This is a genomic window from Sphingomonas sp. ABOLE (assembly GCF_003950455.1).
Taxonomy (GTDB): Bacteria; Pseudomonadota; Alphaproteobacteria; order Sphingomonadales; family Sphingomonadaceae; genus Sphingomonas; species Sphingomonas trueperi.
In genome coordinates, this window is record NZ_QQWY01000035.1 from 21,165 (window position 1) to 47,923 (window position 26,759).

Consider the following 26,759-nt stretch of genomic DNA (forward strand, 5'->3'; position numbering starts at 1 on the left):
GGGGATGCATCGATGGGACTGGATCGGCGCGAGGCGTTGAAATTGGGGTTGGCGGGTGCAGCCGTGCTGCCCGCGGGCGCGGCGATCGCGCAGGCATCGGCGCCGCGCGCGCTGATCGTCTCGACCTGGGACTTCGGCGCGGCCGCGAACGCCGCTGCCTATGCCCAGTGGAAGAAGACCGGCTCGCTAATCGACGCGGTCGAGGCCGGCGGCTGGGTGCCCGAGGCAGACCCGAAAAACCACTCGGTGGGCCTGGGCGGCTATCCCGATCGCGACGGCCGTGTAACGCTCGACGCAATCATCATGGACGATCGCGGCAATGTCGGCGCGGTGGCCGCGCTGGAGGACATCCTCCACCCGATTTCGGTGGCGCGCCGCGTCATGGAGAAGACCCCGCACACCTTCCTGGTGGGCGAAGGCGCGCGCCAGTTCGCACTCGACCAGGGGTTCCCCAAGACCCGCCTGCTGACGCCCGAGGCCGAGGCGGCGTGGCGCGAATGGCTTAAGACTGCCCAGTACAAGCCTGTAGCCAATATAGAAAATCAGCGCGGCTCAGCGCTGGACCACGACACGATTGGTATTGTCGCCTGTGATGCCAATGGCCGCTTGGCGGGCGCCTGCACCACCTCGGGCATGGCCTTCAAGCTGCGCGGCCGCGTCGGGGATTCGCCCCAGGCCGGGTGCGGCCTGATGGTCGAGCCCGATGTGGGTGCCGCGACCTCCACCGGCGTGGGCGAGGAAGTGACGCGGATCGCCGGTTCGGCGCGCGTCGTCTCGTCGATGCGCGCGGGCATGGATCCGATGGCCGCCTGCCGCGAGGCCGTGCTGCACATCGCAAAATTGCGCGGCGATGCCGTGAAGGACGCGCAGGTCGCGTTCCTCGCCATCGACCGCCACGGCCGGGTCGGCGCCTTCGCGCTCCAGCCGGGCTTTACTTATGCGGTTACCGATCTTGGGGGGCAAACATCCGTGCATGCGGCGGCAAGCCTTGGGCAGGCCGCCACCGTCGCATCGTAGTTTCAGAAAAAAGGGACATAGGGTTTATGCGTAGTAAGTTGCTAGGATTTAAGGATTCGTCCTGTGTTGCGGCCCTGTTGATCGCCAGTTTCGCGGCCGCCGCTCCGGCGTTCGCGCAGGATTCTGCACCGGCTCCTGCACAAGGCCAGGACGGCGGCCAGGGCGCCAGCGGCGGCGACGAAATCGTCGTCACCGGCATCCGCGGCAGCCTTCGTCGCGCGATCGAGGTGAAGCGCAACGCCAATGCTGTCGTCGACGTCATCACCGCCGAGGACGTGGGCAAGTTCCCCGATCGCAATGTCGCGGAATCGCTGTCGCACATTCCGGGCGTCAGCATCGACCGCCAGTTCGGCATCGGTGAGAAGGTCGCCATCCAGGGCACCGATCCGGCGCTGAACCGCATCCTGATCGACGGCCACAACATCGCATCCGCAGACTGGGGTGGTGCGCCTGGCGACGTGACATCGCGCACCTTCAACTATTCGCTGCTTGCGCCGGAAATCGTCGAGCGCATCGAAGTGTTCAAGTCGCCCGAGCCGCGCATCGATGAGGGCAGCCTCGGCGGCACCGTGATCGTGCACACCCGCAAGCCGCTCGACCTCAAGCCGAACACGCTGATCGGCTCGGCTGGCTATTCGTACAACGACCGGTCCGACCTGGGCAATCCGCGCGGTTCGCTGCTCTACAGCTGGCATAACGACGCCGGCAATTTCGGCATTCTCGCAGCCGCGACCTACGACAAGGATTCGCTGGCGCGTGCCGGCATCGAATATTTCGGCTATGCCTCGGGCAAGGACTTCCTGAATACCGACGCCAACGGCAATCTTTCGCTGAAGAACCCGAACGCGCAGATCACCGGCGGCTCGCTGCAGGATCTCGCCAATGCGCGCTATCCGTACGGCATCAACCATGCCTATTTCAAGCAGACCCGCGAACGCATCGGCGGCCAGGTTGCCGTGCAGTACAATCCGTCGGACGCGCTGCACCTGACCCTCACCGGGCTGCACATCGACGGCACCTACAACAATTTCAGCCAGTCCGAATATGTCGTGCCGGGCTGGGCCACCGGTGCGCTGAACTCGGCAACGGTTTCGAACGGGCTGATCACCAACGCCTCGTTCGGATCGACGACGCTGCCGTCGACCAGCGCCCAGCTGGACAACAACTATCGCAAGACGAAAGTCCGCACCTCCAGCGTCAACCTTGCCGCCGACTGGACGGTAGGCAAGGTCACGCTCAGCGCGAACGGCGGCTGGACGAAGGCGACGGGCGGCACCGATCCGGAGTATCTGTTCAACGTCCAGAGCAACATGCCGTTCAGCTACGCCTATTCGGCGAACAGCTCCGACGTGACCTTCGCGACCGATCCGACCAACCCGAACGCCTTCTTCCGCAGCGACCTGCGGCCGACGACCCTGCCTGACGGCAGCGTGATCAACGCCTATCAGATCGGCGGCATCGGCCGCAGCCAGACGCTCGACGAGGAAGGCTATGGCCAGTTGGACATGGCGGCGGACGTGGACAACAGCATCTTCACCAAGGTGCGCCTGGGCGTGAAATATTCCGATCACATCAACCGCCTCGATGCGTTCGGTTCGCGCGTATACTTCACCAGCCCGATCACGCTAGCGAACTACAAATATGTGCTGTCGCCGGAAGGCCTGTTCGACGGCCTCAACGCCACCGGCAATTCGAACCGCTTTGCCACGTTGACGGGCGACGCGGTGATTGATGCGCTGAACAGCGGCATCTATGTCGACGCAGGGCGTGATTATGGTTCGTCCTACCGAGTCCGCGAACAGAATGGCTCGGCCTATGCCCAGCTCGATTTCGAGCGCGGCCCGGTGCGCGGCAATGTCGGTTATCGGATGGTCTATACCAAGGACATCTCGGACTATGCGACCTTCCTGAACGGTTCGTCCACACCGATCCCGACGCGGACCACGACGGATTATCTGAAGTTCCTGCCCAGCATCAACGTCGCCTATCAGGTCACGCCGACTTTCCTGGTTCGCGGCAGCATTGCCGACGTGATCGCCCGTCCGCGCTACAATCAACTGGCCGGCTCGTTCAGCCGCAACGATACCCAGCTAACCGCAGGCGGCGGCAACCCCAACCTGGCGCCGTATGAATCGCGCAACTACGAGCTCTCGGCGGAATGGTATTTCCGTCCGGGCGGCCTCTTCTCGGTGGAATATTTCCGCCGCGAGATCAGCTCGTACATCGTTTCCAAGACGAGCGTGCAGACGCTGTTGAACCAGCTGACCGGGCAGCTGGCGACCTATCAGGTGAACCTGCCGGTCAACGCATCGGACGCGACCGTGAACGGCGTGTCGGTGGCGTTCCAGACCCCGATCTGGGGCGGCTTCGGCATCCAGACCAACTATACCTACGCCAAGGACGACGCTGGATCGGACGCTGACGGCAACGTGCTTAACCTGCCCTATCTGTCGCGCCACACCATCAACGTGATCCCCTATTACGAAAAGGGGCCGCTCCAGGCGCGCGTGAGCTGGAACTGGCGCAGCCACTATTTCACCGGCATCGGCCGCCTCAACTCGGTCGACAGCACCGACGGCTACCACCAGCTCGACGCTTCGATCGCGTACAAGCTGACCGAGCAGGTGACGGTGAGCGTCAACGCACAAAACCTGCTGGACGAAACCTATTATTCGTACAGCGGCACCAAGGATGCTCCGACCGCCTTCTACAAGAACGGTCGAGTGTTTGCGGCAAGCGTTAGCTTCCGCATGTAACCGATGCGCTGCGTTCTCGGGGTAAAACCCTGGGAGCGCAGCCCATCGAGCGTATCGACAGCGCTCCGCCAGCACCTGCCGGCGGGAGCCGTGTTGCAGGCGCGGTCGCCGTCAGGCCCTTCCCGCTTGACCCGCTGCGACAAACCGCGCAGATGCGGGTTTAGCCTCGCTTCGCAGCAAGCCAGGGCCGGTTTAGCTCAGCTGGTAGAGCAGCGGTTTTGTAAACCGAAGGTCGCGGGTTCGATTCCTGCAACCGGCACCATTTTTCGATCCCAGGAATTCCCATACGGCTTTGTAAACCGCAGAAATCTGCGGTATTTTTTGGCCGTCCGGTTCGTGATCGCTCGTTCAGTTCCACTGAAGCGCAAGGCCAAGTGGGGCCCTTTTCCCAGGATTGCGGATCTAAAATTTGGCATGAGGCCCCACCCGGTCGGGCTTCGCTACGAAAGGCCCGAACCATGGCGCTGAGCGATATCGCAATTCGAAAGGCCAAGACTCGCGACAAGGCCTACAAGCTGTACGACGAGCTAGGCCTGTTTCTCGTCGTGTCGCCGTCCGGCTCCCGCCTCTGGCGGATGAAGTACAAGCGCCACGGCGTCGAAAAGAAGCTCAGTTTCGGCGCTTACCCCGAGATAGGCCTGCGCGACGCGCGCAATCTGCGCGACGACGCCCGAGAACTTCTGGCAGAAGGGAAAGACCCCGCTCTAGAGCGGCATCGCGAGAAGCTCCGGAAGGAAGCGCTTGCGGACATTACCTTCACCCGTGTCGCCAACGAATACTGCTCAAAGAGACGGCGTGATGGTGACCGGGCGTGGGCTCCTGCAACCGCGTCACGCAGCGAATATCTCCTCAGCCTGCTCGACAACTCGATCGGCAAGATGCCGATCCACGAGATCGAGCCGATCGATGCGCTAGCCGCGATCCGGAAGATCGAGAAGCGCGGCAAGCTGGAGACCGCACGGCGCACCCTCCAGTTGGCGAGCGCCGTGTTCCGCTACGCGATCGCCACTGCCCGATTAAAGTCCGATCCGACACGGGATCTGCGTGGCGCGTTATTGACGCCGACCGTCACGCATTATGGCGCCGTCACCGAAGCGAAGGATGTCGGGAAGCTGCTGCGTGCCATTGACAGCTACGAAGGCCAGGGAATGACCAAATGGGCACTGCAGCTGGCGCCCCATGTGTTCGTCCGCCCTGGGGAATTGCGCCATGCCCGGTGGGAGGAGATCGACTTGGACGCCGCCGTGTGGACCATCCCGGCCGAGAAGATGAAGATGCGCAAGCCACATCATGTCCCACTCTCGACTCAGTCGATCGCCATCCTCCTTGAGATCCGCTCGATCACCGGGTCCAATGGCTATGTCTTCCCATCGATGCGGTCTCGCACGCGGCCGATGTCGGACAACACCCTCAACGCTGCACTTCGCCGCCTCGGATACTCCAGCGACGAGATGACGGCACACGGCTTCCGGGCGATGGCGAGCACCTTGCTGAACGAATCCGGCAAATGGTCCTACGACGCCATCGAACGCGCGTTGGCGCACGGCGACAGCGACAGGGTCCGCGCGGCTTACCATCGCGGCAGACACTGGAAGGAACGCGTGGCGATGGCACAGTGGTGGTCGGACCTGCTGGATAGCCTGCGCAGCGGGGCGACTATCCTGCCTTTTCCTGAGGTGATGGCTTGTTAGATGCTTTGGGCTTACAGGACTCATATCGGATGCTGTAGCCCGCAGAAAAGCGTGGGTTCTGACACGACCAGCAATCCGTGGCCCCTTCGTGGCCCACCAAAAAGTCTGGTCCGAAACCCGGACAAGAACCCGCGCTCCTTGAACCTAATTGGTACTCGCCGAGCATGATTCAAAGCATGCTTTCGGGCACGTCGTATCGGTCATCGGGCGTAAGTTTTGCAGGTTCCAGCAGAGTCATTTCTAAGCGGAGCCGGTCGCGAGATCGCGTCGTATGCGCGGCGAAGTGGATCAGCCCTCGCCGCATTCCTCGCGAATTGGAGTCATCACCCTGAGATGCGCATAGATGCGCTCAAGGATGTTCAGCGGAACAACCTCGCGCTCCGGAAGCTGCCACCAGTGCGCATGGACACGAGCCGTCCCTACCAAGGCTTCAAGGATCGCTGGTTCCGGGAGACGCGATTTGCGAAGACCTTCCAGCGATCTGCCGTCAATGCCTTGAACGAGCGTTCTCAACGCTGTCGAACTCACGACCGACTGCCCTCCCATAGCCACCCCCGCCGGGCGTTTCGATGACAATCCGGTCGCCTTTCGCCAGCTCAGCGCGCGCGGTGCCGCCGATCGGCTCTATCCGCCCGTCCGCGCGCTCAATCCGCTGGGTGCCCGGCTGCCCCGCCGCGCCGCCCGCCAGCCCGAACGGCGCGACCGTGCGGCGCGAGGCAACCAGCGTCACGGTCATCGGCTCGAGCATCGTCACCGCGCGTACCGCGCCGTCGCCGCCCGGCCACTGCCCCATGCCCCCCGATCCGCGCCGGATCCCGAACCGATCCAGCCGCACCGGATAGCGCAGCTCCAGAATCTCGGGATCGGTGATCCGGGTGTTGGTCATGTGCGTGTGCACGGCCGAGGCACCGGCAAAGCCGGGCCCCGCCCCCGCCCCGCCGCAGATCGTCTCGTAATATTGGTGGCGGTCGTTGCCGAACAGGAAGTTGTTCATCGTGCCCTGCGAGGCCGCCGCCGCCCCCAGCGCGCCGAGCAGCGAATTGCACAGCGCCTGGCTGACCTCGGTATTCCCGGCGACCACCGCGCTGCCCGGCGGAGGCGCAAGGAACGAGCCTTCGGGAATGATGATCTGGAGCGGCGCGAGACAACCTTCGTTGAGCGGAATTGCCTCGCCCGCCAGGCAACGAAAGGCATAAAGCACCACCGCCCGCGCCACCGAAGGCGGCGCATTGAAATTGCCCGCGCTCGCCGGGCCGGTGCCGGTGAAGTCGATCACCGCCGTGCGCGCCGCCTGATCGACCGTCACCGCCACCTTGAGCGGCGCGCCATCGTCCAGCCGGTCCTCGAACACGCCGTCATGCAAACCGGCGACGACGCGGCGGATGCTCTCCTCGGCATTGGCCATGACATGGCCCATATAGGCGCGGACCATCGGCCAGCCCCGGGCGGCGACCAGCGCCTGCAGCTCGGCCACGCCGCTGGCATTGGCGGCCAGCTGCGCCTTGATGTCGGCGACGTTGACGTCCGGATTGCGGGCCGGCCATTCGGCCTCTGTCAGCAGGCGACGGAACGCGGCTTCCTGGAACACGCCGCCGTCGACGAGCAGGAAGTCGTCGATCACCACCCCTTCCTGGGCGAGCCGTGTCGATTCCGGCGGAGTCGATCCGGGCGTAAGCCCGCCGATATCGGCATGGTGGCCGCGATTGGCGACGAAGAAGCGAAGTTCGCCGCCGTCGAACACGGGGGTGATCACGGTCACGTCGGGCAGGTGCGTGCCGCCGTGGAAGGGATCGTTGAGCGCGATCGCGTCGCCCGGCTTCAGCGTCGACCCGCGCCGCGCCAGCACCGCCCGCACGCTGTCCCCCATCGCGCCGAGATGCACGGGAACGTGAGGTGCATTGGCCACCAGCCGCCCCTCGGCGTCGAACAGCGCGCAGGAGAAATCCAGCCGTTCCTTCATGTTGACGCTGCTCGAAGTGTTGCGCAGCACCACCCCCATCCGCTCGGCGATGCCCATGAACTGGGTGTTGAACAGCTCGAGCTGCACCGGATCGGCGATTGCCGGGTCGGGTTCGACGCGCTTGCCGGCGCCTTCATGGTCCAGCACCAGCTCGCCGCCGTCGCGCACGCCGAGCACCCAGCCCGGCTCGACCATCGTCGTCGCGGTCGCCTCGCGGATCAGCACCGGGCCTTCCAGACGGTCGCCGGGGCGCAACGCCGCGCGATCGAGCACCGGCACCGCATGCTCGGCGCCGCCTGTCCACACCGGCACGACCGCCAGTGGCGCAGCGATCGGCCCCTCGCGCGGCAGCAGCGGCGGCGGCGCAACGGTCTCGCCGGGCCGCACCGCCTCGACCATCAGGCTCTCGATCACAATGTCCCGGCCCGGACTGGTGAAGCCGAACCGCGCCTGGTGGGCCGCCTCGAACGCCACGCGCATCGTCGCCGCCGCGCCGAGCGGCACGCCGAGGGCGGTGTCGGTCCCCGCATAGCGCAGATGGGCGGTAGCAGTGTGGTGCACGGCGGCACCGTCGCCCAGATCTCCGGCGGCCTCGTCGCCCAGCCTCGCTGCCAGCGCCTCGAGGTCCGCGACCGCTGCGGGTACAAGAAGCTGCTCGATCGAGCGCTGGCGGAGCGCCGCGCGATCGGCCAGCCCCATGCCATAGGCCGAGAGCACGCCGGCCAATGGATGGATCAGCACCTGTCGCATCCCCAGTAGCTCGGCGACGCGGCAGGCATGCTGCCCGCCCGCACCGCCGAAACATTGCAGCACGAAGCCGGCGACATCCTCGCCGCGCTCCAGGGCGACGCGCTTGATCGCCGCCGCCATGTTGGCGACCGCGATCGAGAGGAAGCCCTCCGCGACGGCGCGCGGATCCTGCGGCGTGCCGGTTGCCGCCGCAATCCGCTCGGCTAGCGCGGCGAAGCCCTGCGCCACCGAGTCCCGGTCGAGCGGCTGGTCCCCGGCGGGACCGAACACGGCGGGGAAATGCTCGGGGCGGATCTTGCCGACCAGCACATTCGCGTCGGTCACGGTCAGCGGCCCGCCGCGGCGATAGGCGGCTGGGCCGGGATTGGCGCCCGCACTGTCCGGCCCCACCCGATAGCGCGCGCCGTCGAAGTGCAGGATCGAGCCGCCGCCGGCCGCCACCGTCTCGATCGCCATCATCGGCACGCGCATCTCGACGCCCGCCACTTCCGCATCGAACACCCGCTCGAAGCGGCCGGCATAAAGCGCCACGTCGGTGGAGGTGCCGCCCATGTCGAAGCCGATCACCCGGTCGAAGCCCGCCCGCTCGGCGGTGCGCGCCGCGGCGACGACGCCGCCGGCCGGCCCGGAGAGGATCGCATCCTTGCCCTGGAAATGCGCGGCATCGGCAAGCCCGCCATTGGACTGCATGAAGTGGAGCGGCGTGCTGCCCAGCGCACCCGCGACCCGATCGACATAGCGGCGCAGCACCGGCGACAGATAGGCGTCGACGACGCTGGTCCGCCCGCGCGCGACCAGCCCGATCAGCGGGCTGACCGCATGGCTGGCGGAAACCTGCGCGAACCCCGCCGCGCGCGCCAGCTCGGCGACCCGCGCCTCGGTCGCAGGATGCGCCCAGGCATGGGTAAGCGCGATCGCCACCGCTTCATGGCCGGCGATCCGCGCCGCCCGCAGATCGGCGAACACGGCATCGTCGTCGAGCGGCGCGATCGTCCGGCCGTCGCGGTCGATCCGTCCGCCAATCTCCAGAACGCCGTCGTGGAGCGGCAGCGCAGGCCGGATCGCGAGATCGAACAGCGCGGGTCGCGCCTGGTTGCCGATCGCCAGTAGGTCGGCAAAGCCGCGATCGACGACCAGCAGCGTCCGCGCGCCCTTGCGCTCGAGCAGCGCGTTGGTGGCGACGGTGGTGCCCATCTTCACCTCGTCGATGAGGCCCGCCGGCCAGGGATCGTCCGCGCCCAGCCCCAGGATCTGCCGGATCCCGGCGATCGCCGCATCTTCATACAGTTCGGGATTCTCGCTGAGCAGCTTCGCGGTGGAGAGCGTGCCGTCGGGCGCGCGTGCGACGATATCGGTGAAGGTGCCGCCACGATCGATCCAGAACCGCCACCCGCCCATGTCCCGCATCCTCAACTGTAATTTATCGATGAATCGCAGCATAAATGTTGACAGTTCACTTGCATAGCGCAAGCTTCCTGCAGCGGGAGGTGGACGATGTCGGAGCGGGCGAGAGGCAAAGCGATCGTATCGTCGGCGCATCTCGCCGATGGCGCCGCGCCGGCCCTGTCGGAGCTGGAGTTCAGCCTCACCCTCGCCGCCACCGCCTATCATCGCTGGATCGCGCGGTGCGCCGCCGCAGCCGGCATCGCCCTGGCCCCGCTCGAAGTGCTGATCCTCCATACCGTCCGTCATCGCGATCGGCCCAAGCGGCTTGCCGACATCGCGCTGGTGCTCGACGTCGAAGATACGCATCTCGTCACCTATGCCATCCGCAAGCTGGAGAAGGTCGGGCTGGTGACGACGCGGCGCGCTGGCAAGGAAAAGCTGATCGCCGCGACGGAGGCGGGCGTGGAATTCTGCACTGCCTATCGCGCAATCCGGGAGACGGTGCTCGCCGAGTCCGTCGCCGCCGACGGCCCGGATGCCGCGGCGCTCGCCCAGGCCGCCGGGCTGCTCCGCCGCCTCTCCGGCCAGTACAACCAGGCGGCCCGCGCCGCCGCGACGCTCTGAGGAGGCGCAGCGATGCTGGTCCTGTCGGGCATCGTCATCATCGTCCTGGGCTTTGCGCTCCGCATCCATCCGCTGCTGGTCGTCACCGCCGCGGCATTCGCCAGCGCGGCGGCGGCCGGGCATGGGCCGATCGCGGTGATCGCACTGATCGGAAAAGCCTTTGTCGACGCGCGTTTCCTCGCGGTCGCCTGGCTGGCACTGCCCGCGATCGGGCTGCTCGAACGCGCCGGGCTCCGCGAACAGGCGCGCGCGGTGGTGCAGCGGCTGCGGCGCGCGACGGCGGGCCGCGTGCTGCTCGGCTATTTCCTGCTGCGCCAGGCAGCAGCCGCGCTAGGTCTCACCGCGCTGGGCGGGCATGTGCCGATGGTACGCCCCATCGTCGCGCCGATGGTGGAGGGCGCGGCCGAGCGCGACACCGATGCCCCGCTGGACGACGACACCCGCCAGCGCCTCCGCGCCCATGCCGCCGCGGTCGACAATATCGCGCTGTTCTTCGGCGAGGACGTGTTCATCGCGATTGGCTCGATCCTGCTGATCCGCGCAATCCTGCAGCAGGAGGGCGTGACCGTCGCGCCACTGGAAGTGGCGATGTGGGCGATCCCCACCGCGCTCGCCGCACTGGTGGTCCACGGTGCGCGGCTGCTGCGGCTCGACCGCACGCTGCCGCGATGATCGGCTTGGACGCGATCGGCATCGCCGCCGCTACCCTCCCCGCCGCGGTCGCGCTGCACCACGCGCGCGACACGCGGTCACCCCGGCACTGGCGGAATGCCGCCTTCTGGGGCGCCTTCGCCGTCACGCTCGGCGCAGGCCCCTGGCTGCCCGATCTGGTCAATGGCTGCCTCGTGCTGGCAATGGTCGCGCTGGCGACGCTGGGACTCAAGCCGGGGCCCGTCACCACCACCGATGACTCGACCCGCGCGATGCTCGCCCGGCGATGGGGCGCCCGGCTGTTCCTGCCGGCGCTGGCACTGCCGCTGGTCACCCTCGGCGGCACGCTCGCCCTCCCGCAGGGGCGGCTGGCAGGCATCGCCCTGATCGACCCCAAGCAGGTGACGCTCGCCGCGCTGGCGGCCGGCGCGGCGGTGGCCCTCGCGCTCGCGCTCCTCCTCACTCGTCCGCCGCGCGGCACCACCCCCACCGAAGCGCGCCGCCTGGTCGACGGGATCGGCTGGCCGATGGTCCTGCCCCAGATGCTCGCGGCACTGGGCGGAATCTTCGCGCTGGCCGGGGTCGGCAAGGTGGTGGCGGGCGGCGTGCTCGGGCTGGTATCGGTCGATACGCCCTTCGTCGCGACCATGATCTATTGCCTCGGCATGGCGCTGTTCACCATGGTGATGGGCAACGCCTTCGCTGCCTTCCCGATCATGACGCTGGGTATCGGCGTACCGATCCTGATCCACCAGCTGCACGGCGATCCGGCGGCGGTGGCGGCGCTGGGCATGCTGTCCGGCTTCTGCGGCACGCTGCTCACGCCGATGGCCGCGAATTTCAACATCGTCCCCGTCGCGGCGCTGGAGCTGCGCGACCGGTTCGCGGTGATCCGCGTGCAGGCGCCGACCGCGCTGCTGCTGCTCGTCTTCAACATCGCGGCGCTGACGCTGCTCGCCTTTCCCGGAGGCCCGAAATGATCCCCGATCTCGCCGCCAGCTTCGCCCGCATCGCGCTCGGTCATGTCGAGCGCGAATATCCGCACAAGGCGGACCATGTGATGGACGGGGATGCGGACGCCTATGTCCCGCATCGCGTCCACCCGATCTTCTACGGCAGCTTCGACTGGCACAGCTGCGTCCATGGCTATTGGCTGCTCGCCCGGGTGCGGCGGCTGTTCCCCGATCTTGCGGAAGTGGCGGCCATCAACGCGCTGTTCGCGCGCGCCTTCACCACCGAAAAGGTCGAGGCAGAGCGGCGCTATCTTGATCGCCCAAGCGCGCGCAGCTTCGAGCGCCCCTATGGCTGGGCCTGGGCGCTGATGCTGGCCAGCGAACTGATCGTTGCCGACAGTCCGCACGCGGCGACCCTGCAGCCGCTCGCCGATGCATTCGTCGCGCGCTTCCAGGCGTTCCTGCCCAAGCTGCACTATCCGGTGCGGGCGGGCTTTCATTCCAACACCGCCTTCGCGCTGGTGCTGGCCGAACGCTATGCGCAGGTCTCGGGTGATGCGGCGTTCCGCTCCGCGCTCCGCACCGCCGCTGCGGGGTGGTTCTCGCAGGATAGCGGCGCGCAGGCCTGGGAGCCGAGCGGTGAGGATTTTCTGTCCCCCACGCTGACCGAAGCACTGGCGATGCAGGCGCTGCTGCCGCCAGAGGCGTTCGCCCCGTGGTTCGCCGCGTTCCTCCCCGATCTCGCCGCAAGCCGGCCCGCGGCGCTGTTCACACCTGCTCAGGTCAGCGATCGCAGCGACGGCAAGATCGCCCATCTCGACGGCCTCAACCTGAGCCGCGCCTGGGCGATGCGCAGCCTTGCAAGATCGACTTCCGGCGACGTCGCCCGCGCGTTGAACGAGGCCGCAGCCCGCCACCTCGAGACCGCCATCGACGAGGTCGCAGGCGACTATATGGGCGAGCACTGGCTCGCCAGCTTTGCGATGCTCGCCTTTACCGGCACCGAGGGCACCTTGTAGCTACTGTGCCGAGACTGTTCGCCTCGGTTTCCGTAACGGTGCTCAGGCGTCGAACAGGGCATCGACCAAAGCTTCATGCTGCATCCAGTCGACACCGCGCGCTCTAAGCCAGTCGTCGTCATAATAGGTGCAGCCATAGCGTTCCCCGCCGTCGCACAGGATGGTGACGATCGATCCGGTCTCACCGCCATGCGCCATCGCAGCCGCCAGTTCGGCGACAGCGACCATGTTCGTACCCGTCGAGCCGCCGACCCGTCGCCCCAGACGACGCGACAGCGCGCGCATCGCGCCGATGCTGGCAGCGTCCTCGACGGCGATCATGCGGTCGATCACCGTGGGGACGAAGCTCGGTTCGACGCGCGGTCGCCCGATTCCCTCGATTCGGCTGGCGCAATCCTGCGGCAGGGACACGACGGAGCGATCGGCGAAATGCCGGTGGAAGATCGAATGGACCGGGTCCGCCACGCACAGGCGGGTCGCATGCCGTTGATAGGCGATATAGCGCCCGATCGTCGCCGACGTACCGCCCGTGCCGGCACCGCAGACGACCCAGGCCGGGATCGGATGTTCCTCCGCCGCCATCTGCGCGAAGATGCTCTCCGCGATATTGTTGTTACCGCGCCAATCGGTTGCGCGTTCCGCATAGGTGAACTGGTCGATATAGTGGCCGCCGGTTCCGCGCGCGAGGCGATGGGCGACGTCATAGACGGTACGCGGATCGTCGACGGCATGGATCTCTCCGCCATAGAAGCGGATCGCGTCCAGCTTGGGGGCAGCCGTGGACGCGGGCACCACCGCGAGGAAGCGCAGGCCCAGCATGCGGGCGAAATAGGCCTCGCTAACCGCAGTCGATCCCGAGGACGCCTCGATGACGCAGGTGTCGGGCCCGATCCAGCCATTGCATAGCGCATACAGAAAAAGCGAGCGGCCGAGGCGATGCTTCAGGCTGCCCGTCGGGTGGCTGCTCTCATCCTTCAGATAAAGGCTGATACCGGGATAGCGCAACAGGTCGATGCGGATGAGATGGGTGTCGGCGGATCGGTTGAAGTCCGCCTCGATTCGCCGGATCGCGTCGGTACGCCAGGCGCGCGCGGCATCGCTGGTGGCGCGGTTCATGGCCGTGCCAGTCCGTGCCGCGCCAGCATCGCTTCGGGCTCCGCATCACGACCTCGGAAGGCGCGGAAACTGGCCGCTGCGGGACGGCTGGCACCGCGCGCGAGAACTTCATCGCGGAACACCGCTGCGGTGGCGCGATCGATCAGCCCGGCCTCGGCAAAGCGCTGGAAGCCATCCGCCGCCAGCACCTCGGCCCAGAGATAGCTGTAATAGCCCGAGGCATAGCCGCCCGCGAAGATATGGGTGAAGGCGTGCGGGAAGCGATGCCAGGACGGCGGACGCACCACCGCCACTTCCTCGCGAACCGCTTCGATCACCTCCATCGGATCGCTGCCCAGCAAGCCGAGGTGAAGCAACAGGTCGAACAGCGCAAACTCGATCTGCCGCACGATGAACATGCCCGAGAGGAAGTGACGTGCGGCGAGCAAGGTATCGAACACGGCGTCGGGCAGCGGCGCACCCGTCTCATGATGCCCCGACATGTCGCGCAGAACCGCGCGGTCCCACGCAAAATCTTCCATCAACTGGCTGGGGAGCTCGATCGCATCCCATTCGAATCCATTCGTGCCAGCGATGTTGGGGCGATCCACCCGCGTGAACAGGTGATGCAGGCAATGCCCGGTCTCGTGAAGGAAGGTGACGACCTCCTTGTGGCTGAGCAGCGACGGATTGCCATCCGTCTTCGGCGCGAAGTTGCAGACGAGATAGGCGACCGGCACGCGCCGGACATTGCCGTCGTTGAGCCGCGGCCGCGCCTGCGCCATCCAGGCGCCGCCGCGCTTGCCCGGCCGCGCGTGCAGATCGACATAGACGCCCGCGAACACCGTGCCCTGTTCGTCAGCGACATCATAATAGCACGCGTCCGGATGATAGACGGCAACGTCCTGCCGCGCGATCAAGCGGATCCCGAACAACCGATCAAGCAGCCGCTGCCAACCGGCGACAACACGCTCGACCGGAAAATAGGCGCGCACCTGCTGTTCGTCGATCGCATACTGTGCCTGGCGCATCTGCTCCCCGACGAAGCTGACGTCCCAGGGCTGAAAGTCCGGGATGTCGAGATGCTTGGCGGCGTAATCGGCCAGTGCGGCCATCTCCGCTTCCGCGGCAGGTTTCGCCCGGGCGGCGAGATCGCGCAGGAACACGAGCACCTCGCCCCCGCTGGATGCCATCTTGGTGGCGAGCGACCATGCGACCGGATCGGCAAAGCCGAGCAGCCGCGCCGCTTCGTGCCGCCGCGCGAGGATGTCGGCAATCCGCACCGAATTGTCGAACTGTCCGGCGTGCGGCCCCTGATCGGAAGCGCGTGTGCCCGACGCGGCATAGACACGCGCGCGCAGTTCTCGATTTTCCGCGAAGGTGAGCACCGCGCTGACACTCGGCATCTGGAGCGTCACGACCCATCCCGAGAGGCCCCTGGCCCGCGCCGCTTCGGCGAACATCGCCTTGTCCGCCTCGGACAGCCCGGCGAGCATCGCTTCGTCTTCGACCTGCTCGAACCAAGCATCGGTCGCGTCGAGCACGGCATTGCCGAACGCCGTCGAAAGCTGGGACAATTCCACCGATAGGGCGGCGAAGCGCGCGCGTTGCTCGGGTGCGAGGGCAACGCCGGAAAGCTCGAAATCGCGGACCATGTGCTCGACCGCGGCGCGATCAGCCTCCGCCAGCCCTGCGAACTCGTCCGTCCGGGTCAGCGCGACCAGAACATCATACAGGCACGCGTTCTGCATGACCTGGAGCTGGTTCTCCACCAGTCGCACCTGGCCGGTGGCATAGGCGGCACGCAGGTCTGGCGTGTCTGCGACGCCGTGAAGATGCGAGACGGCGGACCATATCGCCGTGATCGCGGCATCGGCGCGCTCCAGCGGCATCCAGGCATCGGCAAAGCGGGTCGGCCGGGTCTCCACGATCCTGGCGACGACTGCGCGGTGCTCGGCAATCGCCTGATCGAGCGCAGGCACGATATGGTCGGACCGAATATCACCAAAATGCGGCAGCGCCAGCGTGTCGAGCAGCGGATTCGTCGTCATCATCGTCCCTTTCAGACCGTCATGCCGGTGTCGGCACCGTCGGCTGCGATCGCTCGCGCGTTGTGGCCCGCCAGATACCGCTCGGCTTCGAGCGCCGCCATGCAGCCCATGCCCGCCGAGGTAACGGCCTGTCGAAACAGCTTGTCCTGCACATCGCCCGCGGCGAACACGCCCGGCACGCTGGTCGCGGTCGAGCCGTGGGTGACAAGGATATAGCCCTCGTCATCCATGTGCAGTTGGCCCTTGAACAGGGTGGTTGCGGGATCGTGGCCGATCGCCACGAACAGCCCGTGCACCGCCAGCTGCGAAAATGTGCCGTCTCGGGTGTCACGCAGCGCCACGCCGGTCACGCCCCCGCCATCGCCCAGCACGTCGGCGACTTCAGCGTTCCAGACCATTTCGATCTTCGGATTGGCATGGAGCCGGGTCTGGTTGGTGCGATCGGCTCGCAAGGTATCGCGGCGGTGGATCAGATAGACCTTCTCGGCGAAATTGGTCAGGTACAAGGCTTCCTCGACCGCCGTATTGCCGCCGCCGACCACCGCGCAGACCCGCCCGCGATAGAAAAAGCCGTCGCATGTCGCGCAGGCGGATACGCCACGCCCGCGATACTCGGCTTCGCTGTCCAGCTCCAGCCAGCGCGACGACGCCCCCGTGGCGATGACGATCGTATCGGCGGTATAGTGCGTGCCGCCATCGCCGACCGCGCGAAAGGGAGTGCGCGCCAGGTCGACCTCGACGATCATATCGCTCACGACATCGACGCCCGCCGTGCGCACCTGCTCACCCATCCGCGCCATCAGATCCGGGCCGAGCACGCTGGCGTCGCCCGGCCAATTCTCTACCTCGGTTGTGATGGTCAACTGTCCGCCCGGCTGCGGACCCTTGATCAACGTCGGCGCCAGCGCAGCCCGCGCAGCATAGACCGCCGCGGTATAGCCCGCCGGGCCCGAGCCGATGATCAGTACCTTGCTGTGTCGTGCGCTCGGCACGGCTGCCTCCGATATTTCGATTTCCACCGCCATTACACCGACATGCGCGCTGCGATCGGGGCCTGCTCCATCATCTCGACCGCTTGCCAGGCGACCGCGCGGCTTCTCGCGCCGGACTCCTCCACAAGCTCGAGCCGCACGCGGAACTGCTCGGCCAGCGCGGGATGATCGGCATCCAGGATGGCGAGAACCCGAGCGAGCCCCTCGAACTCGGCCTTGTAGCCGTCGGTCTCGGCCTGCTTGCGGATATGGAAGACGCGGCTCTCGTCTTCCTCGGTCCAGCCGACCCTGGAAAGGGAGAGCTGGAGTTCGGCCGTGCCCAACGCATTCAGCGTGTCACGCAACACGGTCCGCATCGTGCCGGGCCAGGCCGCGGCCTCCACGACCTGGGCCGCTCGGCGCTCCAGCGTTCCTTCCGCCACCGCGTCCGTGGCCGTGACGGCAGCCAGGCGGGCCGCCTTCCACGTCTTGCGATCGGGTTCGTCGCCGTCGATGGCGCGGCGGTGCAATGCCATGATCGCTTGGCGGCCCTCTTCGGCCTCCGGATGCCCCGCGATCAGCGTTGCCAGTTCCGCATTGGCGAGCAGGTCCAGGACCAGATGCGACACGACCTTCGTCAGATCCGCGCCGACCGGTGTCCGCTCCAGCCACACCTCTGCAAAGCGCTCCGCCTCCGCCTGCGGGCGGAAGCTATTGACGAACATCGGCAGCATATCCGCCAGCGCGAGCGGATACCCCAGTCGCGCGGCATAGGCCGGCGTATCATCTGCCTCGACGACCGCACCGATGACGTTCGCCTTCCCGTCCTCCCAGGCCGGGAAATAGACGAAGCTGCCCGCCGCGATATGTCGTCGGAGGCGATCCAGCGCATCTTCCTTCACCGCAGGATCGCCGCGAAATGCAACAACGGCCATCACGCCGCTCCCACATGCGCGTCGACAAAGGCGTCAAGGCGGCTGCGCGAGAGGGTGCCGAAGGTCCGCGCGGTTTCCGCGCCGTCCCGCACGATCATCAGCAACGGGATCCCACGCACGTCGAAGCGTTGGGCGAGCCCGGGATTCTCCTCGATATCGACCTTCACGATCTCCATCTCTTCCGCATATTCCTCGGCCAACTCCTCGAGCGTCGGAGCCAGCGCCTTGCACGGTGCGCACCAAGGGGCCCAGAAATCGACGAGCACGGGCTTGTCGTTGTTCATCACGATCTCGTCGAAATCCTGCTCAGTGGCATTACGCATGATACGGTCCTTCCGGGGAAATGAGGTCAGCCGCCCTGCCCACCGACCATCATCCGGTCGATGCGCAGCGTGGGTTGGCCGACGCTGACGTGGAGCGACTGGCCCTGCTTGCCGCAGGTCGCCATGCCGCTGTCGAGCGCGAGGTCGTTGCCGACCATCGAGACATGGCGGAGCGCTTCGTGCCCGACGCCAATCAGCGTCGCGCCGCGCACGGGCGCGATCAGGCGGCCCTTCTCGACCAGCCACGCCTCGATCGTGGTGAAGTTGAACCGTCCCGTGACGATGTCGACCTGACCGCCGTCGAATTCGGTCGCGTAGATACCGCGATCAATCGAAGCGATGATGTCCGCGGGGTCCGCTTGCCCGTTGGCCAGAAAAGTGTTGGTCATGCGCGGCATCGGCAGGTGGGCATAGGATTGGCGGCGACCGTTGCCGGTCGATCGGGCATTCATCAGCCCTGCGTTGAGCCGGTCCTGCATCAGCCCGGTCAGCATCCCATCCTCGACCAGCACGGTGCGATCGGGCGCCGTGCCTTCGTCATCGATGCCGAGCGAACCCAGACGCCCCGCAATGCCGCCATCGTCGATGACCGTCACGCCGGGCGCGGCGATCCGCTCGCCCATCTTGCCGTCGAAGGCAGACAGATGCTTGCGATGGTGATCGCCCTCGAGACCGTGACCCACCGCCTCGTGAAACAGCACGCCGGGATAGCCCGGCCCCAGCACGATCGGCATTTCACCGACGGGCGCCGGAATTGCGTCCAGATTGTTGAGCGCCATCCGTGTCGCGGTCGCGACCATCGCGTCGACCGCCGCGAGATCGAATCCGTTCAGGCCCGCACGCCGCCCCAGGCCCGCCTGCCCGCGCGCGCGGCGGCCGTCCTTCTCGGCGATCACGACCATTGACAGGATTGTCATGGGCCGCACATCTGCCGCCAGCAATCCGTCGGCATCGGCGACCAGTATGGTGGTGTCGCTCGCGAGGACATTGGCATCGACCCGCACGATACGCGGATCCTGCGCACGAGCGCGTTCGTCGATCCGCTCCAGAATGGCGATCCAGCCGGTTGCATCTTCGACCGCGACGGGATCGATAGCAGGATAAAGCGCATGGCCAGCCGCACGGCGGCCCAGCGAGACGGCCTGCGGAGGACGCTCTGTATCGCTGCCCCGCTCAAGCGCGCGTACCGCACGGACGGTCTCGAGTAGGGCGCCTTCGCGGATATCGGCGGAGTGGGCAAAGCGAACCCGGCCACGATGGGCTGCACGTGCGCCCACCCCCTGCCGCATCGAAAAGCCGCCCTGTGACACGCGCCCGCCTTCGAGTTGCCAGCTGCGCATGCTGCTCGATTCAAAGTACAGATCGGCCAGGTCGGCGCCGCCGCCCGCCAACTGCCCCAGCGCGCGGCCAATCGCCGCCTCGCCGAGCCCGGCGGGCTCCAGCAATCGCGCACGCGCCCGATCGATCGCGATGTCGTCGCCGTTCACGCCCTGCCTCCCAGTTGCATGTCGTCGATCAGGATCGATCCGGTACGGATCGCGCCGATCCGCTCGACGTCGCGCCCGACCGCGCGGATGGCGGCCAGCATCGCCGGAACGTGCCCGGCCAGTGTCACGTCGGTGACGGCGTGGATGATCTCCCCATCCTCCACCCAGAGCCCACGTACCGCCTGCGCCCAGTTCCCGCTGGCGGGATCGGTCTTGCCGCCTTCGAAGTGAGTCACGACCAGTCCGGTCCCGAGCATTCGGAGCATCTCCGGCCAGTTGCCGCTCTCCGCCGTGCTCGTGAGGCGAAGATTGTAATAGCCGTCGGCATTGCCCGTCGACGCCATGCCCAGCTTGCGGCCGGAAAAGCTCGACAGGAATAGTCCCTCGACAATGCCTGACCGCAGGATTGGCCGCGAGGCGCCTGCAATGCCCTCACCATCGAAACCACCGCTGGCCAGCCCCAGCGGCTCGAAGGGGTCTTCCCGCAGGTCGAGGTGAGGCGCGGCGACCTGACGTCCCAGGGGATCGGGCAGGTAGCTCATCCGTCGATACTGCGCCGTGCCTGCCAGCGCTCCCGCCAGCGTGTCGACCAGCATGGCCGCGGTCCGAGGATCGAACAGCACCGGGCCGCGGCGACTGCTGACGGCGCGTGCACCCAGCGCTCGGCGGGCACGACCGGCGGCTACCATCGCCAAGCTCTCCGCGGAGGACTAGGCATCGGCGGACCGTTCCTGCGACTGGCAGAAATCCGAAACGCTGCCCCCCCGGTCCTGCGCCAGCATGACGGTCCAGCGCGCGTCCTTGCCGCGCAGCACGCTGCGGCAGAAGCCGTCGCTCGTCGCCAAGGCCCAGATCTCTTCGGTCGCCACGGCCACGGACTCACCCGCCCGCAAACTGCTATCTGATGCGGCGACCCGTCCCGCAACCTTGTCCAGCGCTCCCGCTGCTTCCAACACGGCTTCGGGGCTGCGCGCGCTCTCGGCATAGACCAGCGGCGCAGGACTCTCGAAAGCCAGACCGTCGGCACCGGGCAGGTCGGCGTCGGGATCGGGTTGAACATGGCCCGAGATCAGCAGCGCCTCCTCGACCACGCGGTCGATCGCCTCTCGGTCGAAACCGACCGTCGACGCCGATCCACGCCGCCCCTCATGGAACACAGTGAGGCTGAGGCTCTGGGTGCCGCTGCGCTCCGCCGTCTCGATATCGCCGCCGCGGATCGCCACCTTGGCGATGCCCTCATGGCGGATCGATGCGCGGGCACGGGCGCCGTGCCTGGCCGCCAGGTCGACTGCCCATTGCGCGCTCTCGCGCAGGGCCAGTTCGCTGTGGGTCAACAAGATGGTCATGCCGCGGCGCCGATCTGCGAGGCGGTGGCGTGACCGTGATGCAGCGTCAGGCGGTGCGTATGGTAGGTCGCCAGCTTCTCGTCATGGACGACGCTGACGATGGTCGCATCTGGCATTGCGGCGAGCACCGATTGATAGAAGTGCGCGGCATTGTCGGCGTCGAGCGCGCTCGTAGCCTCGTCCAGCACCAGCAGGCTGGGGCTCTGCAGTAGTATCCGGGCTAGCGCCACACGCTGCTGCTCGCCGGGCGAAAGTTCGTCCTGCCACATCCGCAGCGCATGAAGCGCATCGACATGCGCGTCGAGCCGCACGCGCTTCAGCAGATCCGCGATGATCGCGTCATCATGGTCCTCGGGACGGTCGGGGAAGCAGATTGCGTTCTTGAGCGTGCCGAGCGGCAGGTAAAGTCGTTGCGGGACCAACATCGCGGTACCGCGCCGGGTCATCGCCACCTGTCCGGCCCCGTCCGGCCAGAGACCCGCGATTGCGCGCAGCAGCGTCGTCTTGCCCGTGCCCGAAGGGCCCTCGATCACCCAACGCTCGCCGTCAGCAACCGTCCAGTCCGCCACCGAAAGCAAGGGCTCGCCGTTCGGGCGGCGCAACATCAGCCCAGTCGCATGGACCGCGACACCCTCCGGTGTCCCACCCCGCGTGAAGCCGATGCCACGTGGGCGATCATAGTCGAGCGCATCCTCCAGCGCCTTCAAGCGATTGATATTGGCAATCTGCCGGGCGATGCCGGGATAACCGTTGACGATGAAGGACAGATTGGACGCGAGCTGGCTGAAGGCGTCGCGGGCCGCCTGGACCTGCCCGAAGCTGATTGCGCCGGCAAAATATCTCGGCACGGTCAGCAGAAGCGGCACGATACCCATCGTCTGCTGGTAAATGCCCTGCCCTACCCCCAGGCCCGCATTGGCGAGCATCAGCCGATACCAGTTGCGCCGAACGTTGGCGAACGCCGTATCAAGGCCCTCTCGTTCGGTCTTCTGCGCGCCGGAAAAGGCAATCTGTTCGCTGTTGCGCCGGACATGCAGCAGGTCGCTGCGAAAATCGGCCTCATAATGCTGTTCGCGCATCCGGCGGCGCACGAAGGGCTTGCCGATAAAGGTGATGAACACCGTGCCGAAAAGCACATAGGCGATCGCGGTCCAGACGATGTCGCCGCCCGGCAGCGGGATGCTGTACCCGAACAGGGGGATGCTGAGCGGCGTCGAGGTCTGCATCAGGATGACGGCGAACAAGACCCCGCGCACCAGGCTGAAGATCAGTGCGATCGTAATGCTGAGCGGCGACGTTCCGTAGATCGTGCCCATCGCCGTGAACTCCTTCAAGTCCTCGGCGATGCGCTGATCCGGATTGTCGATCATCCGCAGGCGTTCGAGCTCGTAGAAGCGGTCACGAGCAAACCAGCGCCCCAGATACCAGTCCGTCAGCCATTGGCGCCACCGCATCGACAGGGTCCAGCCGATGATGTTGTGGGCAAATGCGGACCCGATCTGAAGAAGAATGATCATTGCAAAGGCGAATACCAAGGACAGGAACAGGCCACCCTGCCGCTGCTCGATCGCGTCGTAGAAATTGCGTTGCCAGTGATTGGCCAGCAGGAACGCATAGGTCGTGCCGATTTCCACCGCGCAATAGCACGCCAGCAGGAACCACGCCCATTTCCAGTCCTCGGAAACGAAGTATCGCGTGCTCAGTCGCCAGGCATGGGCCCAGCGTTCCCGGGCTGGCTGGTTGGACTGGATACCCGCTTCGCGGCGGGCCTCCTCGACATTGGCAGGTGTTGGGACCATTGCTCGGTTCTACCCGATCAGAAAAGACGTTTGGAAATGCTGAGGCGCACCGTGCGCGGCTCGCCGACCGGGACATAGGTGAAGAGCGATGTCGACCCATAGTTCCGCCGATCCAGGATGTTCCGAACACCCAGGTTGAGGTCGAAACCCTTGAAGCTCAGGAACACGTTCGCATCGACCTGCCGCGACGCCGGCACGACATATTGTGCCAGCAGATTCGCGTAGGAGCTCGATCGTCCGTACAGCCCCGCCGCAACGCCGCCACTGACTTCATCCGAAATTTTCGTGCGATAGGTCGAATAGACGCTGTACGTATCCCGCGGCTGCTGCGCGACGACCGTCTGCAGGCTAGTCTTCGTCAGCAGGCTGTAGTTGGTGCGCGTGAGCGACGCCAAGACCGTCCACCCCGGCAAGAGCTTGCCCGCGATGTTCAAGTCGATGCCGCGGCCGCGCTGGCCCGGTCCGGGAAGCAGGTTCGTCGGATCGGCCGGATCGCGAATGATGATGTTATCCTGCTGGATGTCGAAATAGGATGCGTTGATCGTGGCGCTCTTGTGGAAGAGATCCAGTTTGATGCCGGCTTCCTTGTTGGTGGTGATGACGTTCGGCAGGATGCTGCCGTCCTTGGCCGCCGTGAACGTGGCCTGCTCGCCCCGCGCATAATTGGCGAAAAGAGAAAGATCGCTGGTAGCGTCGAGGATGACGCCGGCGCTAGGCGACACGCCATTCTTTCGCTGCACCGAAACGGCCGAGGGACCCGCGAAGAAGGTCTGCGACTTGGTCTCGAACCAGTTCTTGCGAACGCCGCCCAGGATCTTGATCTTCCAAAACTCGATCAAGGCCTGGCCGTAGGCGCCCTGCTGCGAGCCAGCGCTGTAGGTTTGCAAGGCGCCGATCGGCGACCATGGGATGACGACCAGGGGAGTATTCGCGTTCAGCGAGGGATTGGTTGCCCGATTATAGACCAGTCCGCTTCGCTGCTCGGCTGAGCCGTCGCTGTAGTTATAACCTACATTGAAACTGGCCTTCAATGCGTCGCCGAGATGCGTCTTGATCCGCAGATATCCGTCCAGCGCATTGGAAGAGCCGGTTTGCTGCGAACCCTGGGTATCCGCTACCAGCGCGCCCGCGCGGCTGTAGCCCACGCTGGCAGCACGGGTGGTCAGCAGCGTCTCGTCGTGCGAGCCACGGGCAACGAGTTCGACGCCCTGTATCAGCTGCCGGGTCGCCTCGAAGTAATAGCGTTTGGTATCGATCTCGATGCCCTGGTTGGGCGCGTAGATCGGCCTGGTTGGATCGCGATCGATGAGTTGCTGAGTCTTGTTGTCGAATAGCGTGTAGGCACCGATCCCGCTGGTCGCTTCGTTGATGCTGGCGCCGATTACGATGTCGGTCAGGCGATCCTTGTACCGCAGCGACGGCGCGAACAGCCAGCTCTTGTCACCGGTGTAGCCGCCGTAATTATGATCCATCGTCTGCGCACTGGCGATGATACGCGCCGACAGCTTCTTGTCCGCGGTGATCGCGGTATTGGCATCGATCACGCCGCGCACCAATCCGTACGAGCCGGTGTCGAAGCTGACCGCCAGCCGCTGCTCGGCGCTGGGCTTCTTTGTCACCACGTTGACGTTGCCGCCGAGGTTGCCGAAGCCTGCCATCAGCGCATCGGGGCCCTTCAGAACCTCGACCCGCTCGATATTGGCGACCGGCTGATCGGCACCCGCGCTCACGCCATATTGCGATGTCGTCGAAAGGCCGTTGACGAGCCCGCCGGCCGAGAAGCCACGGATCGTGTAGCTTGCGCCGCTGTTGGGGGTGTTGCCAAGCAGCGACACACCGCCCGCGTTGCGCAGGATATCGGTGATGTTGAGCGCTTGCTGCTCCTCGATGGTCTTGGCAGTAATGATCTGCGTGTTGCGTGGCTGATTGCGCAGACCCAGGCCATTGCGGTCGGACGTGGTGGCCTGGCGCACCAGGACGTCGGTTTCCGCCTCGTCCCGCCGCGCGGTCACGACGATGTCGTTGACGACGACCAAACCCTCCTTGGAGCCCCGCATCACCGTGAGGCTGCTGCCCTGGATCGCCGCCTGCACTGCGTGCTGCGCATCCTTGACGCCGCGGACAGGGCGGGATCTCAGGCCCTTGACCGCATCCGGATCGTAATTGATCGTCTCGCTCGTTTGCGCGGCGATAGCTTGCAGCGCCTCGGCCATCTGCATGGCGGGCAAGTTGACCGAGCCGGGACTCGCCGTCTGCGCGATAGCGGATGATGGCATGGCGACGTTCGCCAGCGTAAGAACGCCGAGGCTTGCGACGTTCAATAGACAACGGGCCTTGACAGTCATATGCAACATGCAACTCCCTCCCCCAGGGTCGAGCGACTGCCGCGCACGAGCAGATTGCCCGTCCGGTCAAACCCTGAACCCTGTGACAAAAACGGACTCGCCTTGCGGCGAAAAATCAGTCGATTACCGATTGGATACGACTGCGGCCGTCCTCCTGCGCGACGGCGTTCCCTGTCTTGGAGCTCTTGAGCGCCAGCGGGATTTTTCCGTCGAAATGGAGGCTATGCGTCACTTGGGTTACGGGCAAATTCGAAGTGCTCATGCCCGGCATGAACGCTATCGATGCCCCTCCCGGCCTCTGAAGCCGGCCGAGAACGTCGCTACATGCGCCTCGATCTGCGCTACGAACCAGGCGAGCATCGGATCGCGTCGCCGGTGCATGGGCCATTGTGCCACCGTCACCGTCCCTTCCTGCACGAACGGCGCCGAAACGGCCCTGACGGGCATGATGGAGGCGAAGTGCTGGAATAGCCAACTGCTGCCAGTGGCGACCAGGTCGCTGCCGATGATAATCGCTGGCAAGGCCGCCTGTGAGCTCGTGCGCATCGCGATTCTCCGGGCCTTCAGCAATTCGGCCGTACGCCGGTCGACGGCGAGGGCCGGCATTCGCTCGTCTCGAGCGATCACGTGACGAGCGGCACGATATTGCGCCTCATCTATATCGAACTGGCCGGCGAATTCGGAATGGCCCGTCCATATCAGGCACGAAACATACTCCGTGAGGATCGGAATAGTCTCGAGTTCAGCCAATGCGATGTCGGCGGGTAACAACAGCAAGTCGGCGCCAAGATCGAGCGCACGAGTTGGGGCAGTGGTATCCAGGGGCAAAATGTTCACTGCCAGGCCGGGTGCGGCACGCAATAGACGCTGGACAACCGGCCCCAGCAGCATCTGCTCCACGACGTCGGACGCGGCGACGGTGATCGTGCCGATGCCAGCCGAGGGATCAAAGGACAGTGCGAAATTGAGCGTCCCGTCGACATCGCGTAACACGCGGCGCACCTCGCTGCGCAATGCCATGCCGAGCGGGGTAAGCTGCTGGCCGCCGCCCGCGTGATGGACGAGCTCGTCGCCAAAATGCTCGCGCAGCCGGCGGAGGGCGTGGCTCATCGCAGACTGGCTAAGGCGCACCCGACGTCCCGCTGCGGTTAGCGTCGGCGCGTGAAGGATCGCGTCAAGGGGATACAGCAGGTTGAGGTTCAGGCGGTGGACCGGCGCCTCTTGGATCTCGGCAGCACTGCGCGCCGCGCTCCTCTTGGGTTTATCGATAGTCAACTCAGCCAGCCCTCGAAGTTCCCATTACTGCGTGGTGGATAACAGATCCAGAAGGCATCGCTGCTGCCACGGTCCCAGGATTTTGAACGATGAGAACGTATCGGCATTACGTGCCGCAGCGCAATGTTTCTCGTTGGCCTCGGCGGGCGGCATGTCAATGTAACGCCGTTCGATTTGCTGGTCCTGCGTACAGCGCACTGAACCGCGCCGGGTTTGCCGGAGGCTCCAACTCCTGAGAAGGTGGAGCCTGTATGAGCAAGACGACGAACAAGTTTTCTCCTGAGGTCCGCGAGCGTGCGGTGCGGATGGTATTCGATCACGAGCA

The 26,759-nt window shown here is 65.8% G+C and carries 19 protein-coding genes and 1 tRNA gene; 8 read left to right on the forward strand and 12 right to left on the reverse strand.

Annotation, left to right across the window (positions count from 1 at the left end):
* Positions 1 to 12: 12 nt before the first annotated feature.
* The 4 genes from CA234_RS18295 (at position 13) to CA234_RS18310 (ending at position 5,464) form a co-directional block, all read left to right on the forward strand.
* Complete coding sequence (locus CA234_RS18295; RefSeq protein ID WP_126002416.1) at positions 13 to 1,017, forward strand: N(4)-(beta-N-acetylglucosaminyl)-L-asparaginase; 1,005 nt, start codon at positions 13 to 15, stop codon at positions 1,015 to 1,017.
* A gap of 77 nt (positions 1,018 to 1,094) precedes the next feature.
* Positions 1,095 to 3,773 (forward strand): TonB-dependent receptor, encoded by a 2,679-nt coding sequence (locus CA234_RS18300; protein ID WP_241213574.1) that lies wholly within the window; start codon positions 1,095 to 1,097, stop codon positions 3,771 to 3,773.
* Between the two features lie 186 nt (positions 3,774 to 3,959).
* A tRNA-Thr gene (locus CA234_RS18305) sits at positions 3,960 to 4,035 on the forward strand.
* 196 nt (positions 4,036 to 4,231) lie between these two features.
* Positions 4,232 to 5,464 (forward strand): integrase arm-type DNA-binding domain-containing protein, encoded by a 1,233-nt coding sequence (locus CA234_RS18310; RefSeq protein WP_126002417.1) that lies wholly within the window; start codon positions 4,232 to 4,234, stop codon positions 5,462 to 5,464.
* Positions 5,465 to 5,951: 487 nt separating this feature from the next.
* Here CA234_RS18310 and CA234_RS18320 read toward each other — a convergent pair whose 3' ends face one another.
* A complete protein-coding gene (locus tag CA234_RS18320) occupies positions 5,952 to 9,572 on the reverse strand; it encodes a hydantoinase B/oxoprolinase family protein (protein ID WP_126002418.1) in 3,621 nt (1,206 codons plus the stop codon).
* 96 nt (positions 9,573 to 9,668) lie between these two features.
* Here CA234_RS18320 and CA234_RS18325 point away from each other — a divergent pair, with 96 nt between their 5' ends.
* The 4 genes from CA234_RS18325 to CA234_RS18340 are packed head-to-tail and all read left to right on the forward strand — an operon-like array spanning position 9,669 to position 12,807.
* The gene (locus tag CA234_RS18325; RefSeq protein WP_126002419.1) at positions 9,669 to 10,184 is read left to right on the forward strand and encodes a winged helix DNA-binding protein; all 516 of its coding nucleotides are present in this window, start codon (positions 9,669 to 9,671) and stop codon (positions 10,182 to 10,184) included.
* A gap of 12 nt (positions 10,185 to 10,196) precedes the next feature.
* Positions 10,197 to 10,856 (forward strand): DUF969 family protein, encoded by a 660-nt coding sequence (locus CA234_RS18330; protein ID WP_126002420.1) that lies wholly within the window; start codon positions 10,197 to 10,199, stop codon positions 10,854 to 10,856.
* Positions 10,853 to 11,815, forward strand: a complete 963-nt coding sequence (locus tag CA234_RS18335) for a DUF979 family protein (RefSeq protein WP_126002421.1) — start codon at positions 10,853 to 10,855, stop codon at positions 11,813 to 11,815. Before CA234_RS18330 ends, CA234_RS18335 begins: the two co-directional genes overlap by 4 nt.
* Positions 11,812 to 12,807, forward strand: coding sequence for a DUF2891 domain-containing protein (locus CA234_RS18340; protein ID WP_126002422.1), 996 nt, complete (start codon positions 11,812 to 11,814; stop codon positions 12,805 to 12,807). The genes CA234_RS18335 and CA234_RS18340 overlap by 4 nt, the downstream gene beginning before the upstream one ends.
* Positions 12,808 to 12,849: 42 nt before the next feature.
* Here CA234_RS18340 and CA234_RS18345 read toward each other — a convergent pair whose 3' ends face one another.
* The 11 genes from CA234_RS18345 to CA234_RS18395 form a co-directional block, all read right to left on the reverse strand.
* Complete coding sequence (locus CA234_RS18345; RefSeq protein WP_126002423.1) at positions 12,850 to 13,923, reverse strand: PLP-dependent cysteine synthase family protein; 1,074 nt, start codon at positions 13,921 to 13,923, stop codon at positions 12,850 to 12,852.
* Positions 13,920 to 15,956 carry a M3 family metallopeptidase gene (locus CA234_RS18350; RefSeq protein WP_126002424.1) on the reverse strand — a complete coding sequence of 679 codons (2,037 nt, stop codon included), beginning with the start codon at positions 15,954 to 15,956 and terminating at the stop codon, positions 13,920 to 13,922. The genes CA234_RS18345 and CA234_RS18350 overlap by 4 nt, the downstream gene beginning before the upstream one ends.
* A gap of 8 nt (positions 15,957 to 15,964) precedes the next feature.
* Positions 15,965 to 16,978, reverse strand: coding sequence for a thioredoxin-disulfide reductase (gene trxB / locus CA234_RS18355; protein WP_126002425.1), 1,014 nt, complete (start codon positions 16,976 to 16,978; stop codon positions 15,965 to 15,967).
* Positions 16,978 to 17,826, reverse strand: a complete 849-nt coding sequence (locus CA234_RS24445) for a hypothetical protein (protein ID WP_164521864.1) — start codon at positions 17,824 to 17,826, stop codon at positions 16,978 to 16,980. Before CA234_RS24445 ends, trxB begins: the two co-directional genes overlap by 1 nt.
* Positions 17,827 to 17,858: 32 nt before the next feature.
* Positions 17,859 to 18,182 (reverse strand): thioredoxin, encoded by a 324-nt coding sequence (trxA, locus tag CA234_RS18365; RefSeq protein ID WP_126002427.1) that lies wholly within the window; start codon positions 18,180 to 18,182, stop codon positions 17,859 to 17,861.
* Positions 18,183 to 18,208: 26 nt separating this feature from the next.
* On the reverse strand, positions 18,209 to 19,669 hold the full coding sequence (locus CA234_RS18370; protein ID WP_126002428.1) for a metallopeptidase TldD-related protein: 1,461 nt from the start codon (positions 19,667 to 19,669) through the stop codon (positions 18,209 to 18,211).
* Positions 19,666 to 20,358 (reverse strand): metallopeptidase TldD-related protein, encoded by a 693-nt coding sequence (locus CA234_RS18375; RefSeq protein ID WP_241213575.1) that lies wholly within the window; start codon positions 20,356 to 20,358, stop codon positions 19,666 to 19,668. Before CA234_RS18375 ends, CA234_RS18370 begins: the two co-directional genes overlap by 4 nt.
* A 21-nt stretch (positions 20,359 to 20,379) precedes the next feature.
* Complete coding sequence (locus tag CA234_RS18380; protein ID WP_126002430.1) at positions 20,380 to 21,015, reverse strand: DNA gyrase modulator; 636 nt, start codon at positions 21,013 to 21,015, stop codon at positions 20,380 to 20,382.
* Positions 21,012 to 22,814 (reverse strand): ABC transporter ATP-binding protein/permease, encoded by a 1,803-nt coding sequence (locus CA234_RS18385; protein WP_126002431.1) that lies wholly within the window; start codon positions 22,812 to 22,814, stop codon positions 21,012 to 21,014. The genes CA234_RS18380 and CA234_RS18385 overlap by 4 nt, the downstream gene beginning before the upstream one ends.
* Positions 22,815 to 22,831: 17 nt before the next feature.
* A complete protein-coding gene (locus tag CA234_RS18390) occupies positions 22,832 to 25,159 on the reverse strand; it encodes a TonB-dependent receptor (RefSeq protein ID WP_164521865.1) in 2,328 nt (775 codons plus the stop codon).
* 276 nt (positions 25,160 to 25,435) lie between these two features.
* Positions 25,436 to 26,434 carry a LysR family transcriptional regulator gene (locus CA234_RS18395; RefSeq protein ID WP_126002433.1) on the reverse strand — a complete coding sequence of 333 codons (999 nt, stop codon included), beginning with the start codon at positions 26,432 to 26,434 and terminating at the stop codon, positions 25,436 to 25,438.
* Between the last annotated feature and the right edge of the window lie 325 nt (positions 26,435 to 26,759).

What these genes read in the sequence shown, in the direction of transcription:
- CA234_RS18375 (WP_241213575.1), bottom strand. Translation starts at nt 20,358, where the DNA reads ATGGTAGCCGCCGGTCGTGCCCGCCGAGCGCTGGGTGCACGCGCCGTC.
- CA234_RS18295 (WP_126002416.1), top strand. Translation starts at nt 13, where the DNA reads ATGGGACTGGATCGGCGCGAGGCGTTGAAATTGGGGTTGGCGGGTGCA.
- CA234_RS18335 (WP_126002421.1), top strand. Translation starts at nt 10,853, where the DNA reads ATGATCGGCTTGGACGCGATCGGCATCGCCGCCGCTACCCTCCCCGCC.
- CA234_RS18320 (WP_126002418.1), bottom strand. Translation starts at nt 9,572, where the DNA reads ATGGGCGGGTGGCGGTTCTGGATCGATCGTGGCGGCACCTTCACCGAT.
- CA234_RS18345 (WP_126002423.1), bottom strand. Translation starts at nt 13,923, where the DNA reads ATGAACCGCGCCACCAGCGATGCCGCGCGCGCCTGGCGTACCGACGCG.
- CA234_RS18385 (WP_126002431.1), bottom strand. Translation starts at nt 22,814, where the DNA reads ATGGTCCCAACACCTGCCAATGTCGAGGAGGCCCGCCGCGAAGCGGGT.
- CA234_RS18340 (WP_126002422.1), top strand. Translation starts at nt 11,812, where the DNA reads ATGATCCCCGATCTCGCCGCCAGCTTCGCCCGCATCGCGCTCGGTCAT.
- CA234_RS18325 (WP_126002419.1), top strand. Translation starts at nt 9,669, where the DNA reads ATGTCGGAGCGGGCGAGAGGCAAAGCGATCGTATCGTCGGCGCATCTC.
- CA234_RS18330 (WP_126002420.1), top strand. Translation starts at nt 10,197, where the DNA reads ATGCTGGTCCTGTCGGGCATCGTCATCATCGTCCTGGGCTTTGCGCTC.
- trxB (WP_126002425.1), bottom strand. Translation starts at nt 16,978, where the DNA reads ATGGCGGTGGAAATCGAAATATCGGAGGCAGCCGTGCCGAGCGCACGA.
- trxA (WP_126002427.1), bottom strand. Translation starts at nt 18,182, where the DNA reads ATGCGTAATGCCACTGAGCAGGATTTCGACGAGATCGTGATGAACAAC.
- CA234_RS18390 (WP_164521865.1), bottom strand. Translation starts at nt 25,159, where the DNA reads ATGACTGTCAAGGCCCGTTGTCTATTGAACGTCGCAAGCCTCGGCGTT.
- CA234_RS18310 (WP_126002417.1), top strand. Translation starts at nt 4,232, where the DNA reads ATGGCGCTGAGCGATATCGCAATTCGAAAGGCCAAGACTCGCGACAAG.
- CA234_RS18350 (WP_126002424.1), bottom strand. Translation starts at nt 15,956, where the DNA reads ATGATGACGACGAATCCGCTGCTCGACACGCTGGCGCTGCCGCATTTT.
- CA234_RS18380 (WP_126002430.1), bottom strand. Translation starts at nt 21,015, where the DNA reads ATGACCATCTTGTTGACCCACAGCGAACTGGCCCTGCGCGAGAGCGCG.